The organism is Bacteroides faecalis (assembly GCF_003865075.1).
GTDB classification, from domain to species: Bacteria; Bacteroidota; Bacteroidia; order Bacteroidales; family Bacteroidaceae; genus Bacteroides; species Bacteroides faecalis.
Genome location: NZ_BHWB01000004.1, coordinates 335,425 through 350,882, shown reverse-complemented (window position 1 = coordinate 350,882; position 15,458 = coordinate 335,425). Strand labels below are relative to the sequence as shown.

The 15,458-nt window shown below is 49.0% G+C and carries 21 protein-coding genes and 2 pseudogenes; 15 read left to right on the top strand and 8 right to left on the bottom strand.

Going from position 1 to position 15,458, the window contains the following annotated elements; all coding sequences use genetic code 11:
- Window positions 1-6 precede the first annotated feature (6 nt).
- The 13 genes and pseudogenes from EJF25_RS09490 to EJF25_RS26330 form a co-directional block, all read left to right on the top strand.
- Window positions 7-219: pseudogene (locus EJF25_RS09490) on the top strand (DUF4141 domain-containing protein); the annotation flags it as partial.
- 565 nt (window positions 220-784) lie between these two features.
- Window positions 785-2,590 carry a reverse transcriptase/maturase family protein gene (locus tag EJF25_RS09485; protein WP_025066979.1) on the top strand — a complete coding sequence of 602 codons (1,806 nt, stop codon included), beginning with the start codon at window positions 785-787 and terminating at the stop codon, window positions 2,588-2,590.
- 115 nt (window positions 2,591-2,705) lie between these two features.
- Window positions 2,706-3,119: pseudogene (locus EJF25_RS09480) on the top strand (DUF4141 domain-containing protein); the annotation flags it as partial.
- A 3-nt stretch (window positions 3,120-3,122) separates the two neighbouring features.
- A complete protein-coding gene (traJ, locus tag EJF25_RS09475; RefSeq protein ID WP_004291518.1) occupies window positions 3,123-4,127 on the top strand; it encodes a conjugative transposon protein TraJ in 1,005 nt (334 codons plus the stop codon).
- A 31-nt stretch (window positions 4,128-4,158) separates the two neighbouring features.
- The gene (gene traK / locus EJF25_RS09470) at window positions 4,159-4,782 is read left to right on the top strand and encodes a conjugative transposon protein TraK (protein ID WP_004291519.1); all 624 of its coding nucleotides are present in this window, start codon (window positions 4,159-4,161) and stop codon (window positions 4,780-4,782) included.
- A 27-nt stretch (window positions 4,783-4,809) separates the two neighbouring features.
- Entirely contained in the window at window positions 4,810-5,097 is a 288-nt protein-coding gene (locus EJF25_RS25075) for a TraL conjugative transposon family protein (RefSeq protein ID WP_018697145.1), read from the top strand.
- Window positions 5,078-6,430: a conjugative transposon protein TraM gene (gene traM, locus EJF25_RS09465; RefSeq protein WP_004291521.1), complete on the top strand. Its 1,353-nt coding sequence runs from the start codon at window positions 5,078-5,080 to the stop codon at window positions 6,428-6,430. The genes EJF25_RS25075 and traM overlap by 20 nt, the downstream gene beginning before the upstream one ends.
- 34 nt (window positions 6,431-6,464) lie before the next feature.
- Window positions 6,465-7,451 (top strand): conjugative transposon protein TraN, encoded by a 987-nt coding sequence (traN, locus tag EJF25_RS09460; RefSeq protein WP_004291522.1) that lies wholly within the window; start codon window positions 6,465-6,467, stop codon window positions 7,449-7,451.
- Between the two features lie 2 nt (window positions 7,452-7,453).
- A complete protein-coding gene (locus EJF25_RS09455) occupies window positions 7,454-8,029 on the top strand; it encodes a conjugal transfer protein TraO (protein WP_004291523.1) in 576 nt (191 codons plus the stop codon).
- Between the two features lie 7 nt (window positions 8,030-8,036).
- On the top strand, window positions 8,037-8,939 hold the full coding sequence (locus tag EJF25_RS09450; protein ID WP_004291524.1) for a DUF8464 domain-containing protein: 903 nt from the start codon (window positions 8,037-8,039) through the stop codon (window positions 8,937-8,939).
- A complete protein-coding gene (locus EJF25_RS09445; RefSeq protein WP_004291525.1) occupies window positions 8,936-9,439 on the top strand; it encodes a DUF3872 domain-containing protein in 504 nt (167 codons plus the stop codon). Before EJF25_RS09450 ends, EJF25_RS09445 begins: the two co-directional genes overlap by 4 nt.
- Entirely contained in the window at window positions 9,436-9,963 is a 528-nt protein-coding gene (locus EJF25_RS09440) for a glycoside hydrolase family protein (protein ID WP_004291526.1), read from the top strand. The genes EJF25_RS09445 and EJF25_RS09440 overlap by 4 nt, the downstream gene beginning before the upstream one ends.
- A 64-nt stretch (window positions 9,964-10,027) precedes the next feature.
- A complete protein-coding gene (locus EJF25_RS26330; protein ID WP_004291527.1) occupies window positions 10,028-10,417 on the top strand; it encodes a hypothetical protein in 390 nt (129 codons plus the stop codon).
- A gap of 33 nt (window positions 10,418-10,450) precedes the next feature.
- Here EJF25_RS26330 and EJF25_RS09430 read toward each other — a convergent pair whose 3' ends face one another.
- Genes EJF25_RS09430 through EJF25_RS09395 form a run of 8 tightly spaced genes read right to left on the bottom strand, consistent with a single transcriptional unit; the run spans window position 10,451 to window position 13,796 of the window.
- The gene (locus EJF25_RS09430; RefSeq protein WP_004304290.1) at window positions 10,451-10,759 is read right to left on the bottom strand and encodes a hypothetical protein; all 309 of its coding nucleotides are present in this window, start codon (window positions 10,757-10,759) and stop codon (window positions 10,451-10,453) included.
- Window positions 10,760-10,812: 53 nt separating this feature from the next.
- Window positions 10,813-11,058, bottom strand: a complete 246-nt coding sequence (locus EJF25_RS09425; RefSeq protein ID WP_004291529.1) for a DUF6956 domain-containing protein — start codon at window positions 11,056-11,058, stop codon at window positions 10,813-10,815.
- Complete coding sequence (locus EJF25_RS09420; RefSeq protein ID WP_004304291.1) at window positions 11,055-11,288, bottom strand: DUF3873 domain-containing protein; 234 nt, start codon at window positions 11,286-11,288, stop codon at window positions 11,055-11,057. The genes EJF25_RS09425 and EJF25_RS09420 overlap by 4 nt, the downstream gene beginning before the upstream one ends.
- A gap of 19 nt (window positions 11,289-11,307) precedes the next feature.
- Window positions 11,308-11,565 (bottom strand): DUF8466 domain-containing protein, encoded by a 258-nt coding sequence (locus EJF25_RS09415; RefSeq protein ID WP_004291531.1) that lies wholly within the window; start codon window positions 11,563-11,565, stop codon window positions 11,308-11,310.
- A 24-nt stretch (window positions 11,566-11,589) separates the two neighbouring features.
- Window positions 11,590-12,921, bottom strand: coding sequence for a PcfJ domain-containing protein (locus tag EJF25_RS09410; protein WP_004291532.1), 1,332 nt, complete (start codon window positions 12,919-12,921; stop codon window positions 11,590-11,592).
- Window positions 12,918-13,334 (bottom strand): PcfK-like family protein, encoded by a 417-nt coding sequence (locus EJF25_RS09405; RefSeq protein WP_004291533.1) that lies wholly within the window; start codon window positions 13,332-13,334, stop codon window positions 12,918-12,920. The genes EJF25_RS09410 and EJF25_RS09405 overlap by 4 nt, the downstream gene beginning before the upstream one ends.
- 13 nt (window positions 13,335-13,347) lie before the next feature.
- Entirely contained in the window at window positions 13,348-13,569 is a 222-nt protein-coding gene (locus EJF25_RS09400) for a hypothetical protein (protein ID WP_004291534.1), read from the bottom strand.
- A gap of 11 nt (window positions 13,570-13,580) precedes the next feature.
- Complete coding sequence (locus EJF25_RS09395; RefSeq protein WP_125041020.1) at window positions 13,581-13,796, bottom strand: hypothetical protein; 216 nt, start codon at window positions 13,794-13,796, stop codon at window positions 13,581-13,583.
- Window positions 13,797-14,092: 296 nt separating this feature from the next.
- On the opposite strand from EJF25_RS09395, the gene EJF25_RS26755 reads away from it, so the two are divergent.
- Window positions 14,093-14,356: a hypothetical protein gene (locus EJF25_RS26755; RefSeq protein ID WP_005653600.1), complete on the top strand. Its 264-nt coding sequence runs from the start codon at window positions 14,093-14,095 to the stop codon at window positions 14,354-14,356.
- Between the two features lie 403 nt (window positions 14,357-14,759).
- A complete protein-coding gene (gene bamJ, locus EJF25_RS09375) occupies window positions 14,760-15,272 on the top strand; it encodes a BamJ family beta-barrel-assembly machinery protein (protein ID WP_502697243.1) in 513 nt (170 codons plus the stop codon).
- Window positions 15,273-15,458 lie beyond the last annotated feature (186 nt).

The window sequence follows — 15,458 nt, the reverse complement described above, 5'->3', positions numbered from 1 at the left end:
AGTAACATGAGAACAAGAATAACAATGATTATCTGCCTGTGCCTGCTTTTCGCGGGCAGGGCAAGCGCACAGTGGGTCGTAAGCGATCCGGGCAATCTAGCGCAGGGCATCATCAATGCCTCCAAAAACATCATCCATACCTCCAAGACCGCCACGAACATGGTGAGCAACTTTCAGGAGACGGTGAAAATCTATCAGCAGGGCAAGAAGTATTACGATGGTGCGCCCGTATAGGCGATATAATAAATATAGCATTGGCAAGCTATTAGGTAAGTGTTCCAATATTTACCTATCATCACCAGCTTATCTGCCCACGAAAGGACGGCAGGGAGTATAGCACGCTGGAAAGCCATAAGTCAATTAGTTATCAAATTGCAACTGAATGGTGAGATGAAACAGATAGATACGAGGATAAAATCCAAACTGATTGAATGATAGTCCAAGTGAACCCAGTATGTTTTATAGTGAAAGATAACTTAACTCGCTATACCGTAATACCTCTGTTGCGAGCGTCGTGTAGTAGAGGCAGGAACAAATTACGGCACAACCGCAGTAAGCGGTAACGGGCGGAAGTCATATCCGATAATCTATCATAGCCATGTTATTATATCGTAAACGGGGATTGCCTAAATCGGAACGCCGCAAGGCTATTAGGTACAGACCTATGAAAATCCGACAAGGCAACGGAGCTTCCGTAGTAGTCTGAGCAGGGGAAAGCCCTGTACATGGCGAAGGGAAGCAGCTAATAATTTTAATGCAAATAACGGAAAATGTGAGAGACATTATGAGAAGTCCAGAGTATGTATTAAACAGTCTAACGGAACACAGTGAAAATTTGAATTACAAGTTCGAACGCTTGTACCGTATCTTTTTCAATGAGGAAATGTATTACGTTGCCTACCAACGCATATATGCGAAACCGGGCAATATGACAGCAGGTGCAGATGGGAAAACCATTGACCAAATGAGCCTGAACCGAATTGAACAACTGATAACATCGTTGAAAGATGAGAGTTATCAGCCCCAACCCTCAAAACGGGTGTATATCCCAAAGAAAAATGGGAAAATGCGTCCATTAGGTGTACCAGCTTTTAACGATAAATTATTGCAGGAAGTGGTCAGAATGATATTGGAAGCCATCTATGAAAGACAGTTTGAAAAAACGTCGCATGGCTTCCGACCCCTAAGAAGCTGCCACACTGCCTTGTCTGATATTCAGAAGACATTTTCGGGCGTGAAATGGTTCGTAGAAGGTGATATTAAGGGATTTTTCGACAATATCAATCATGAGATACTGATAGGTATTCTGAAAGAACGTATCGCTGACGAAAGATTTATTCGCTTGATTAGAAAATTTCTGAATGCAGGATATATCGAAGACTGGAACTTTCATAACTCCTACAGCGGAACACCGCAAGGCGGAATTGTCAGCCCTATCTTGGCAAACATATACCTTGATAAGTTGGATAAATTCATGAAGGAATACACTGAAAAATTTGATAAGGGGAAAGAACGGAAAAGAACCAAACAGGCAGTATCACTTGAAGGCAAACGACACCGTATTCTGAAAAAGTTGAAAGTGGTAAAAGACAAAAATGAAAGGTCAGAATTGATAAGACAATATAAGGCTTATCAAAAAGAAGGTTTGCAGTATTCTGATGGTGACGAAATGGATATGAACTACAGAAAACTCAAATACGTGAGATATGCGGATGATTTTCTAATTGGAATCATTGGCAGTAAACAAGATGCTATCATCATCAAAGAGGACATAAAGAACTTCCTCTATGAAAAGTTGGCTCTTACACTGTCCGATGAGAAAACACTTATCACCCATGCTGAAAACGCTGCAAAATTTCTCGGATATGAGATTTTTGTAAGGAAATCCAATGACACCAAAAGAAGCAAATACGGAGTACTAAGACGTGTCTTCAATAAGAGGATACAATTGGCACTTGGAAAGGATACGTTTAAGAAAAAGTTGCTCGAATATCGTGTTTTAGAAATAAAGATACACAACGGCAAGGAGTATTGGAAAGCAAAATCCCGTCCCAAACTTTCAAACAACAATGACTTTGAGATACTTGACAGGTACAACAAGGAAATAAAGGGCATTTACAATTACTATTGTTTGGCTAATAATTGTAGTAGTCTGTCAAAACTTGGGTATATCATGAAATATAGTATGTACAAAACATTTGCGCAGAAATATCGGACAACGATGTCGCAAATCCGAAAAAAGTACACCAAGAATGGACTTTTTTCAGTTAGATACTATTTAAAGAACGGTACTGCCAAAGACTTGACCTTTTATCATGGTGGGTTCAAAAAGAAAAATCCAATGAACATTAAGGATTTAGACAACTTGCCCAAATTCACATATCATCCTACAAACACAAGTCTTATAGATAGGCTGAAAGCGGAAAAATGTGAATTATGTGGAGTAGTCGATAAGTTAGTGATGCACCATGTGAGAAAATTAAAAAATCTTCAAGGGAAAACTACCTGCGAAAAACAAATGATGGCTCGCAAACGAAAGACTATTGCCATATGTGGTAAGTGTTACAAAAAACTCAGTAACAATGAATAGATTGATATTATTAGTAGAAAGCCGGATACGCGGAGACGTGTACGTCCGGTTTGGGGGCGAGCTTCCGAAAACCCACCGTAGTAATACGGCAGGGCGTTGGATGCTTAGCCTACCCCTCAAATCGGTGAACAATCTGGTCAAGGACGCCCGCAAGGTGCAGCAGACCATCCTGATGGTGGGCGACATCACAGACATCTATGTGAACAGTTTCCAACGGATGCTCCGTGACGGGAATTTCAGACCCGAAGAGCTTTCCGCAATCGCTTTCGGCTACACGAAACTGCTGGAGGAAAGCAACGAAGTGTTGACGGAACTCAGGAACGTGGTGAACATCACCACGCTCTCCATGACCGACAAGGAGCGCATGGACGTGGTGGAACGCTGCCACTCGAAGATGAAGCGTTACCGCAACCTCGTGAGCTACTACACGAACAAGAACATCTCCGTGAGTTACCTGCGTGCGAAAAAGAAGAACGACCTCGACCGCATCATGGGGCTGTACGGGAACATGAACGAAAGATACTGGTAGCCTATGAAGTTCGACAACCTTCATCAGATTTTACGTTCACTTTATGAGCAGATGATGCCGCTGTGTGGGGACATGGCTGGTGTGGCGAAAGGCATCGCCGGGCTGGGTGCGCTGTTCTACGTCGCCTACCGGGTATGGCAGTCGCTGGCGAGAGCTGAACCGATAGACGTATTCCCGATGCTCCGTCCTTTTGCCATCGGTCTGTGCATCATGTTCTTCCCGACTGTGGTGCTGGGCACGATAAACAGCATCCTCTCACCCGTCGTACAGGGCACGGCAAAGATGCTGGAGGCGGAAACGCTGGACATGAACCGATACCGGGAGCAGAAGGACAAACTGGAATACGAGGCGATGGTACGCAACCCCGAAACCGCCTACCTCGTGTCCAACGAGGAATTTGACAAGCAACTGGAGGAACTCGGCTGGTCGCCCTCCGACATGGTGACGATGGCGGGAATGTATATCGACCGGGGAATGTACAACATGAAGAAGAGCATCCGCGACTTCTTCCGCGAGATACTCGAACTGCTGTTCCAAGCCGCCGCCCTCGTGATAGACACCGTCCGCACCTTCTTTCTCGTGGTGCTGGCGATTCTCGGTCCGATAGCCTTCGCCCTGTCGGTATGGGACGGTTTCCAAAACACGCTCACGCAGTGGATATGCCGCTATATACAGGTCTATCTGTGGCTACCGGTATCGGACATGTTCAGCACCATACTGGCGAAGATACAGGTTCTGATGCTGCAAAACGACATCGAGCGGATGCAGGCAGACCCGAACTTCTCGCTGGATTCGAGCGACGGGGTGTATATCGTATTCCTCTGCATCGGCATCATCGGCTACTTTACCATTCCCACCGTTGCGGGCTGGATTATCCAAGCCGGAGGCATGGGCGGTTACGGTCGCAACGTGAACCAGATGGCGGGACGAGCCGGAAGCATGGCGGGCAGCGTGGCGGGTGCAGCCGCAGGAAACGCAGTCGGACGTGTCGGCAAATTGCTGAAATAATCAATGTGCAATCATAAATTGGAAAATATAAATGGAATTCAAATCACTTAGAAACATCGAATCGTCGTTCAGGCAGATACGCCTGTTCGGTATCGTCTTCCTCTCGCTGTGCGCCGTGGTGACGGTGTGGAGCGTGTGGAACTCCTACCGTTTCGCAGAGAAGCAACGGGAGAAAATCTATGTGCTGGACAACGGCAAGAGCCTGATGCTCGCCTTGTCTCAGGATTTGTCGCAGAACCGCCCGGCGGAGGCACGGGAACATGTGCGCCGTTTCCACGAGATGTTCTTCACGCTATCACCTGAAAAAAGCGCGATTGAACACAACGTGAAACGTGCCTTGCTGCTGGCGGACAAGAGCGTGTACCACTATTATTCGGACTTCGCGGAGAAGGGGTACTACAACCGCATCATCGCCGGGAACATCAACCAAGTGCTGAAGGTGGACAGCGTGGTGTGCGACTTCAACGCCTATCCCTACCGTGCCGTGACCTACGCCACACAGAAAATCATCCGGCAGAGCAACGTCACCGAGCGCAGCCTCGTGACCACCTGCCGCCTGCTGAACGCATCGCGGTCGGATGACAACCCGAACGGTTTTACCATCGAGGGTTTCACCATCATTGAGAACAAGGATTTACAGACTATCAAACGGTAACAGGACATGAAAAGTATCAGAAAATCAATGTGGGGCATGTATTGGAAACTCCACGACAAACGGAAACGCTTGGCGGCAAGTCTCAAAGGGTATCTGGACGGCTTGCCGCCGGAAACACGCCGCCGCATCGTGCTGGGGATGTTCGCCGCCTTCGCGGTGCTTGCCCTTTACACCTTCGGCAGAGCCGTCTATGACATCGGCAGGAACGACGGCTCACATATGGAAACGGGACACGCCGGACGGGTGGAACTGCCGACCCCGGCGGAAACAGGCAATCACTTAACACCTTATTTATATGGAACAGACAAAGAATGAACCGACGAAAGAGAACAAAGCTGCTCCCGAAACGGGGAAACCGAAAAAGGAGCGCGAACCGCTGACAGAGGCGCAACGGCTGAAACGGCAGAAGATGATCGTGCTGCCCGCTATGGTGTTGGTGTTCATCGGGGCGATGTGGCTGATATTCGCCCCGTCCTCCGGCAAGGAGCAACCGCCGGGAACGGACGGATACAACACCGAGATGCCCGACGCTGACAAGGCGAACCGGCAGATTATCGGCGACAAGCTGAAAGCCTACGAGCATGGGGAGATGGAAGAGCGTCAGGAGAGCCGCAACCGTGCCATCGGGCAGCTGGGCGACATGTTCGACCGCGAGATAGCGGGAACGGAGAACGGAGTGGACTTCGACCTCGCCAATCCGGGCGGCAAGGAAGAAAGGGCAAAGCCAGCCACGCCGCAGACCATCCAGTCCTCCGCAGCCGCCTACCGTGACCTGAACGCCACGCTCGGAAACTTCTACGACCAGCCGAAAAACGACAATGCGGAGATGGACGAATTGTTGGAGCGCATCGCATCGCTGGAGTCGGAACTGGAAAGCGAGAGGGGCAAGGCTTCCTCTATGGACGAGCAGGTGGCTCTTATGGAGAAGTCCTACGAGCTGGCGGCAAAGTACATGGGCGGTCAGAACGGAGGACAGCCATCGGCGGAACAGAGGGCAGAGCCAACTACCGTGCAGAAAGGGAAGAAGAACAAGGCAATGCCTATCAGACAGGTGGAGCATCAAGTAGTTTCTTCACTCTCACAGCCTATGAGTAACGCGGAGTTTGTCGCCGCCTTATCGCAGGAACGCAACCGGGGTTTCAACACGGCTGTCGGCACGGCGGAGGTATTGGACAGGAACACCATACCGGCGTGCGTGCATGGGGCGCAGAGCGTGACGGACGGGCAGACGGTAAGGCTGCGCCTGCTGGAGCCTATGGCGGTGGCAGGCAGGACAATACCCCGGGGTGCGGTGGTGGTCGGCACGGGCAAGATACAGGGTGAGCGGCTCGACATCGAGATTACCTCGCTGGAATACGACGGCACGATTATCCCCGTGGAGCTTGCGGTCTATGACACGGACGGACAGCCCGGCATCTTCATCCCGAACTCGATGGAGATGAACGCCGTCCGGGAGGTCGCCGCCAACATGGGCGGCTCGCTGGGAAGCAGCATCAACATCTCCACCAATGCCGGGGCGCAGCTCGCCTCCGACTTGGGCAAGGGGCTGATACAAGGCACGAGCCAGTACATCGCCAAAAAGATGCGAACCGTCAAGGTGCATCTGAAAGCCGGGTACAGGGTCATGCTTTACCAAGAAAAATATTGAAAACAATAAAAATTACCACTAAAATCCAAAAGTAATGAGAAAAGTAATCATCATGTTTGCCCTCGCTATGGGCATCATAACTGCCAACGCGCAGGAGAATGTAACCGTTGAAACGACCAACGGAAGTGAACAACCGACCTTGACGAAGGAGGTCTATCCGCAGAAGGAGGCGGACGGCGACCTATATCACGGGCTGTCACGCAAGCTGACCTTCGACCGCATGATACCGCCGCACGGTCTGGAAGTGACCTACGACAAGACCGTCCACGTCATTTTTCCGGCGGAGGTGCGCTATGTCGATTTAGGCTCGCCCGACCTGATTGCCGGGAAAGCCGACGGAGCGGAGAACATCATCCGTGTGAAGGCTACCGTAAGGAATTTTCCCAACGAAACGAATATGTCCGTCATCACGGAGGACGGCAGTTTCTACACCTTCAACGTGAAGTACGCCGCCGAACCGCTGTTGCTCAACGTGGAGATGTGCGACTTCATCCATGACGGCAGCACGGTGAACCGCCCGAACAACGCGCAGGAAATCTATCTGAAAGAGCTGGGCAGCGAAAGCCCGATGCTGGTGCGCCTTATCATGAAGTCCATCCACAAACAGAACAAGCGCGAGGTGAAGCATATCGGCTGCAAGCGTTTCGGCATCCAATACCTGTTGAAAGGCATCTACACGCACAACGGCTTGCTTTATTTCCACACGGAGATAAAGAACCAGAGCAACGTGCCTTTCGATGTGGACTACATCACTTGGAAAATCGTGGACAAGAAGGTTGCGAAGCGTACTGCCGTGCAGGAGCAGATTATTCTGCCGCTCCGCGCGCAGAACTACGCCACCCTCGTGCCGGGCAAAAAGAGCGAGCGCACGGTCTTCACGATGGCGAAGTTCACCATCCCCGATGACAAGTGCCTCGTGGTGGAATTGAACGAGAAGAACGGCGGCCGTCACCAGTCCTTCGTGATTGAGAACGAGGATTTGGTACGCGCGGGTACCATCAACGAACTTCAAGTACGCTGACCATGAGAAAGTACATCGCAATAATCATCGCGTCGCTTGCCCTTTTTACAGGGCAGGCGCACGCCCAGCGGTGTCTGCCGAAGATGCAGGGCATCGAGGTGAGGGCGGACATGGCGGACGGCTTCAATCTCGGCGGCAAGGACGGCGGGTACAGCTTCGGGGCGGCTCTCTCCACCTACACGAAGAAGGGGAACAAGTGGGTGTTCGGTGGCGAATACCTGTTGAAGAACAATCCCTACAAGGACACCAAGATACCCGTGGCGCAGTTCACGGCGGAGGGCGGCTATTACTTCAAGATACTGTCGGACGCCCGAAAGATTGTTTTCGTCTATGCCGGGGCTTCGGCTCTCGCCGGATATGAGGCGGTAAATTGGGGGAAGAAGGTGCTGCATGACGGCTCCACGCTGCACGACCGGGACGCCTTCATCTACGGCGGTGCGCTGACGCTCGATGTGGAGTGTTACGTGGCAGACCGTATCGCCCTGCTTGCCAACCTGCGGGAGCGTTGCCTTTGGGGTGGCGACACACGGAAGTTCCACACGCAGTTCGGGGTCGGTATCAAGTTCATCATCAACTGACACGGGCATGGAAAGGACGGAAATAGATGCTGTCAGAAGGATGCCGCTTGCGGATTTTCTCGCACGGCTGGGGCATGAGCCTGTCAGAAGGAGCGGTAACGAGCTGTGGTATCTTGCCCCGTACAGGGGCGAGCGCACATCCTCTTTCCGTGTGAACGTGGCGAAACAGCTCTGGTACGACTTCGGTTTGGGCAAGGGCGGCGACATCTTCACGCTTGCCGGGGAGTTTCTGCAAAGCGATGACTTCATGAAGCAAGCGAAGTTCATAGCGGAAGCCGCCAATATGACGGTTGCCGGATGGGAAAAGCCCGTCTATCTCTCGAAGCCGACCGAATCCGTTTTTGAGGATGTGGAGGTCGCTCCGCTGCTCCGCTCACTGCTGACGGAGTATTTAGAGGAACGGGGCATCCCTTACGCCATCGCATCCCGTCACTGCTGCCGCTTGAACTACGGTGTGCGTGGGAAACGGTATTTTGCCGTTGGCTTTCCGAACATGGCAGGTGGCTATGAAGTCAGAAGCCGATATTTCAAGGGTTGCATACCTCCGAAGTCTGTATCACTGGTAAAGGCGAATGACATCCCGGCTGACGAGTGCCTCGTGTTCGAGGGCTTCATGGACTTTCTCTCTGCCGTGACGCTTGGTGTAACCGGTAACGCTGACTGTCTTGTGCTGAACTCAGTCGCCAACGTGGAGAAGGCGGCGGGATTGCTGGACGGATACGGGCGCATCGGCTGCTTCCTCGACCGTGACGAAGCCGGACGGCGGACGCTTGCCGCACTTACCATGCGATACGGGGAACGTGTCACCGACCGTTCCTCCCTCTATGACGGTTGCAAGGACTTGAACGAGTACCTGCAACTGACAACGAAAAAACAGAAAAACAACCATCTAAAAATCGAAGAACAATGAACATACTGAACAACAGAAACAAGAGAACATCAATATTCAAGGCAGTGGCGTTATGCCTGATAGCCGCCATGTCATTCACCCTCGTGTCATGTGACGATGACATGGACATCCAGCAGTCCTATCCCTTCACGGTGGAGGTCATGCCCGTGCCGAACAAGGTAGTAAAGGGGCAGACAGTGGAAATCCGCTGTGAACTGAAAAAGGAGGGCGACTTTTCGGGTACGCTCTATACCATCCGCTATTTCCAGTTCGAGGGGGAAGGCTCGCTCAAAATGGATAACGGCATCACCTTCCTGCCTAACGACCGCTACCTGCTGGAGAACGAAAAATTCCGCCTGTACTACACGGCGGCGGGTGATGAGGCGCATAATTTCATCGTGGTGGTGGAGGATAACTTTAGCAACTCCTACGAACTGGAATTTGACTTCAACAACAGGAATGTAAAGGACGACGATCTTACCATCGTTCCCATCGGCAACTTCAGCCCCTTGTTGAAATGATGCGTGTATTCATGACAATGCTCTGTTCACTTCTGACGGTCTGTTCTGTGTCCGCGCAGATCAGCCGCCAAGAGGGAACGGACGGGCAGGCGGCAATCTACCGACTGCCGCTTATGGAACGTGCTTTTTTATGCTGCCGCTACTTTGAAGGCTGGCACTCAGAAAAACACTACCCATACGTCGGTTGGGGTCACAAACTTTTGCCAAACGAGAAGTATTCGGCACGAACCATGACAAAACGGGATGCGGATGAACTTTTGCGGAAAGACCTGCGCAAATTTGTCGCCATGTTCCGTAAATTCGGGGTTGATTCGATTTTGCTTGGCACGTTAGCTTACAATGTGGGACCGGCGAAGCTGTTAGGCAGCAAAACAATCCCCAAAAGCACCTTAATCAAGAAGCTGGAAGCTGGTGACAGGAACATCTACCGTGAGTATATAGCCTTCTGCAACTACAAAGGAAAACGCCACGCCATGCTGCTCAAACGGAGAAAGGCGGAGTTTGCGCTGTTGTATATCCCATAAAAGGACTGACAAAACTGGCAAAAGACGTGCCATATTTAACTTGGCACGTCTTTTGCTCTATCACTTGATAGATTATCGTAGGATTTTCTCGTTAATTGACATCGTTGAGCCATTTTTGCCTATCGGTTTCCAAATAACACTTCAAGTTGTAAGTGTTGTGAGAGCAATACAAAACATAGTTATTAACCATAAAAAGTATAGCGAAATTATGAAGAAAGTATTTAGGAAAATTCAGAAAGGAACAACAAAAATGATTGAACGTATCAAATCGTTGGGGGAAATGGAGACGAAGCAGAAATGTGTAGTTCAACGGTTCGAGATTATCATTCCCCTCCACCAAAAAATAACGACCCAATATATAGCCTCCGCAAGTTTTACTTGCGGATTTTTTAGTTATCGCAGATTGGACAAAGGTTTCTTTGCTACTTTCTTTGTCCGCCATCATGCTCACTGAAAGAAAGTAGGGCGGCTCTCGCCGCCCCGCCACTCAAAAGCGTGTGTAAAGTCCCGTCACCATCGTGAACATTTCCTCCAGCATATCAAAATAGATACCCTCGTGTACGGCAATGTCCTTTGTCTTGCACTCAAAGGTCTTTTTGCTGAACGTCCTGCGGTAGAAGCGCATATTGTAGAGGTCTGCCCCTTCGTCATAGATGATGTCAAGGCGGTTGGCACTTGTTTTGTTCCTTGCAAGGCTCATCCGTAAGCCGTTGCCCATATCTATGAAATCACGGCTACCTGTCATGGCGGTGAAGCGTTTTCCGCCTATCTGCTGTAATATCGTCTTGGCTATCATATCTTTTGTTTTTAGGGTTTTAAGTATTGGCGGTGCGGACACCGCCATCCCGTTCAAAATTCTCGCATTTCGGAAATGGGGGTCTGCCGTTGTAGCCACTCTTTCACACATTCCATATTGTACTCGCTCGTGATGACTGCCGTATGGCTGTCGGTGGCGGTGAAACGTGTGCTTTCGTAATCATCTATCCACCCCTTGAGGGTGTCCGTTCCCCACGCTCCGGTATCGTCAAAGATACCGTCCAATGCCGTGATAGGTTCGCTGAACTTGACTATCAGCGTTTGATAGGTCGTGTTCATAGTCTGTCCTCCTTTCCCTTCTTTGCGTTCAGCCACTTGTCCCGTGCGGCTCGGCACTCGTCCAACGTGGGTTTGACACAAGAGAACAATTCTCTGTCTATGGGGTGGCGGTAGTCGTACTGCACAAGTGTCCGCCTGCGTCTTCCGATACCCGATTGGAAACGCTCGTATTTCTCCGTACCTGCTTCCGCGCAGGTGCTTACTCCGTTGATGGTCATTCGTGTTGTCATAATGTTGCTTTTTAGATGGTTAAAAATGTACTGACAGAACTCTGTTCTTCATCACCATTTCGGGGTTGCTTGTGTAGCGTTGGTGCAGGTAGAAATGGTGTGAGCCGAAGCCGTAAAGGAAAAACTTGTCAAGTTCGTGCTTCTCGGCAAACTCCTTTACGCTCTTTCTCAATTCCCCCTCACTCGTTGTGAGAGTGAGGAGGTTCACAAATTCAAGGAACATCGTGGGGATTGCATCATCCCACACACAAATCATACTTTCAATTCTTACTTCCATATCAATGTTGTTTTAGGGGTTATGCTATGCCGCTTTCATCCGCTCACGGATAAGGTTGGCGTTCTTGTTCACAAGGTCTATGATGCGCTCGTGATATTCGGTGTCCTGGTTGTGCTTGCCGTGGCACTGCACCACTTCGAGGGTTCGCAAGTCCACCTCTACGGTTTCAATAATCTCATCGCCAATCCTTGCCGATAGTATGAGGGTGTCGGCTTTCTTGTAGTATCCACTGCCAAACACGCAGATGCCCTGCGTCTTGCCCTCGTTGTAATACTCGTCTATGCTTTCAAGCACCTTGACGATTATTTCCTCGTCCGTGATTACCAAGCCGAAGAATTTGGATTTGTTGGCGATGAAATCCTCCGCATCTTTCTTTCGTTGGAGTTGTCGCTGTTGCTCACGCTCACGCCTTTCAATCTCCCAACGGCGTTGCTCTGCGGCTCTTTCCTTCTCGTGTATGGCTTCAATTTTTCGGGTTGCGTTGTCGTGTGCCGCCATGAAATCTTCGGGACAGATGTTCTTCGGGTTACGGAGGTCTTGACCGAGTTTTTTGAGCATACGCAGATAGTCGCACCACATTGAGAGGTTGTCTATCTGATACTTGTGACGCTTGGCAATCAGATATGATGCCCAACATTCATCGGCAGTACGGGTATTGAAAAGAAAGTGTTTCATGACCTCAATCTCACCGCCTTTCATAAGGGTTTCAATTCTTGGGTCTGAAAGCAAGGCTTTGAAAAGACGCACGGGGGAGATGCCGTGGAAATCGCCCTTGAAGCCGTTACGTCTGAGTTGGGGCAATATCCTCATCTTTGGATATGCACAGCTTCTTGCCACCACATCATCGTATAGGCTGTTGTGCGGTCTTACCTCCATATCGCTGCCTAATGCCCACACATCGCAATAGCAGAAAAGGAAGCCACGGAGCAACGCCATGTCCGTAACCTTGCCGTCGGGTGAAATCCAACGCTGCACGACCTCGTGGCAGTAGAAACGCATCGGTTCGCCTTTCCTGCTCTCGCATCTGACCTGCGCCACGCGGATTACCTGATACCCTTTGCAGGTGGTTATCACGCTGAAATTCTGCGTTTCCTTGTAGATGCGTCTGCGTGTGTCCTGCACTTTGAGTTCGGCATGGCATTTGGGGCAGGTGCAGCCTTCAAGGGTGTCGCATAGTCCGCTGTCGCTGTGCCACTCGTGACCGCAGTCGGAACAGGTGATGTTCCCTTTCTTGGTGCGGTAGCCGATATGCTCAACGCAGTGGCGGTATGCCCAATCTATTTGTGTCGCTGATATGGGGCGAAGGTTGGCGGAAAGTCTTGCCACCTCTTTCTGTATCTTGGTCTTCGGTTTCATAAGCCTAAATCAAATAATGAGGGTTGGGGTTGGTTTTCTTTTCTCGCTGACGGTCTGTGGCGGTTCTGCAACTTGCGGAGTTCCTCCTCTTGGTATTTGCGGACAGCGTTCTGACGTGCCTCCGCCTTTTCCTCTGCCGTGAGTTTCACAACGTGGTTCACAACCACTTGGCAGTCCATCGGTTTGCCCACCTCTATCTCGTTTTCCTCATAGTAGTGGATGGCTTGCCCGAATATCTCTCCGTCCGTGAAACCGTTGCAACCGCTTTTCTGCACATAGTTCAGAATGTGGGTCACGCACTCGTCCATGTTCTTGGCAGGGTTGCGGTACTTCTTTGCAAATAGCGCATCTTCCTCCGCACGCTGTTCCAAGTACATATATATCGTTCTCTTGAAATGGTCTGTTCCTTTCATATCGCTGTCATTTTTAGATTATCTGTTTCAGTATCTCTCTCCAATAGGTCGGCTCTACCTCGCTGAGAAGGAAGTCCATGAAATCCCTCCGTGCGTCCTTGTTCAGTTCGTGGTACAATCTTCGGAAAGTTTCAAAATTGCCGTTGATGTACGTTTCCACCATATACACGAAGATGTTGTCCACCTCGTAATATCTGCACTGCTGCGCTGCCGTCTTGCTGTTTCTTTTTGCCATGTCGGTAAGGGTTAAAGGGTGAATAACCAAAGGATGAAGCCAAAGAAGGCAATGGTGGAAAGGATAACCACGATTACACCTATCGCCACTCGGAACACTCCGTTTACAATCTCTCTGATGATGCCCCAAAGGATGCCGAACACCCCGAAGGCGGTGCGCATCATCAAGCCGCATATCGCCAACCCGATGTGTTGCGCCATTTGTCTGAAATTTGCCGTTGCCGTCATATCTTCGCTGTTTTTGATTTTTTTGTTTTTAATGCGGATTCAAGAGCTGAGGGAGTTGAGTTTCAAACTATCTTATCTGCCTCTCGTTTATCCGACATTTTTTTTATGCGTCTTTCTGTCGCATCGGTCGTTTTCGTTTCGGGTGCTTGAAAAGGTAGGGATTAGGGAATGCAAGGTTTTTCGGTCAAAATACTACCCGCAGGGCTGGAGATTTTTACCGAAAACAGGAGGCTTGACCTTGCTTTCCCGTCCAATCCCGGAATTACCTTTGCGCCCAGAACGAAAATGACTGACTGATGCGGCTTACTGAAAGGCGCAAAATGGAGGTAAACGAAAACAGAGGCAGATTGTGTAGAAAAAAACTTCAGGGGAAAATCCGTAAAAAAAAGAATCACCAAAAGGAAAAAGACATCACCGGAAGCGTGAAAAGGGCAAACCACAACAAAGGAAGTATGATTGTTTCCGATCCGACGGAACTTGTTCAGCCGGGTGGCAACAATCATTCTTCCCGGTTTGTCCGGCTGTGTGTGGGCGCCTGTTTCATTCATGGGGCAGGCTGACACACTCTGCATTCACTTTCCGCTTCCGGCAAAAGAGACAGCGAAAAAAGAAAAATCATTTGAAAACCCGTAAAAGCACCTCTTGGCATAGGCGCAAAAGAAAGGGGCATTGCTTCATCTGTCTAAACATCGTTTAGGCGTGAGGCAATGCCCTTTTCTCCAGCTATGCGGTAGTCGGCACACGTTTGTTCCAAACTCGTTTTGGGCAATGGTGTGCCGACGGACAATACCGCTTTTACGGAAAATTCTTATGAATGAGGGGATAAAAAACGGGAGTTTATATCAAAATCTCGAATTAAATAGCTACTTTTGCATACGAAGAGTTCTTTGAAGGTTACGCAACGCGCAGAAGGATAATGCAGTAGATAACTAACTAAATCGTAACCTATTACTATCAAGAGCAATTAACCTACGCTCATTTCCAATAAATTACACTCTTTTCGTAACTTCATACTGCAAATATACAGATTTTATGGAAGTTTCTTCTTATTTTTGTATAAAAATAAATTCTGTAATGGGAAGAAAAGAAGAGTATAAAGAAAAGAATCTACAGTTTCTTAGTGAACTTTCCCGGCAAGAGGGAATTTGCTCATTGCCGTGTAATATATATTATAAAGTATTGGAGAGTGGTACGGCAAATATTTCACCTAGTGTACATAATATTGTAACAGTACATTATAAAGGCTGTTTGATAAATGGTAGAGAATTTGATAATTCTTATGAACGTGGTTGTCCGGAGGCTTTTCGTCTTAGTGATGTGATAGAAGGCTGGCAATTAGCTCTTCAGCAAATGCACATAGGGGATAAATGGGTTATTTATATTCCGTATATGATGGGATATGGTTCGCGTACTTCTGGTCCGATTCCCGCTTTTTCAACATTGATATTTGAGGTTGAATTGTTGGGGATTGCTTGATATGATAGGCAATAGATATTTTAAAGTCTTGGAGTATTTTAATTGTAAATAGTACTTTTGGCTGAACTTTGGTTGTTGATTAATTAAAATCAGGAGTTGGTAATATGAAGAAATGGTCTGTTTTTTATTAAATATTAAGTAAATGGTTTCATTTCAGTGATAATAATAAGATATTAATGCTTTTTT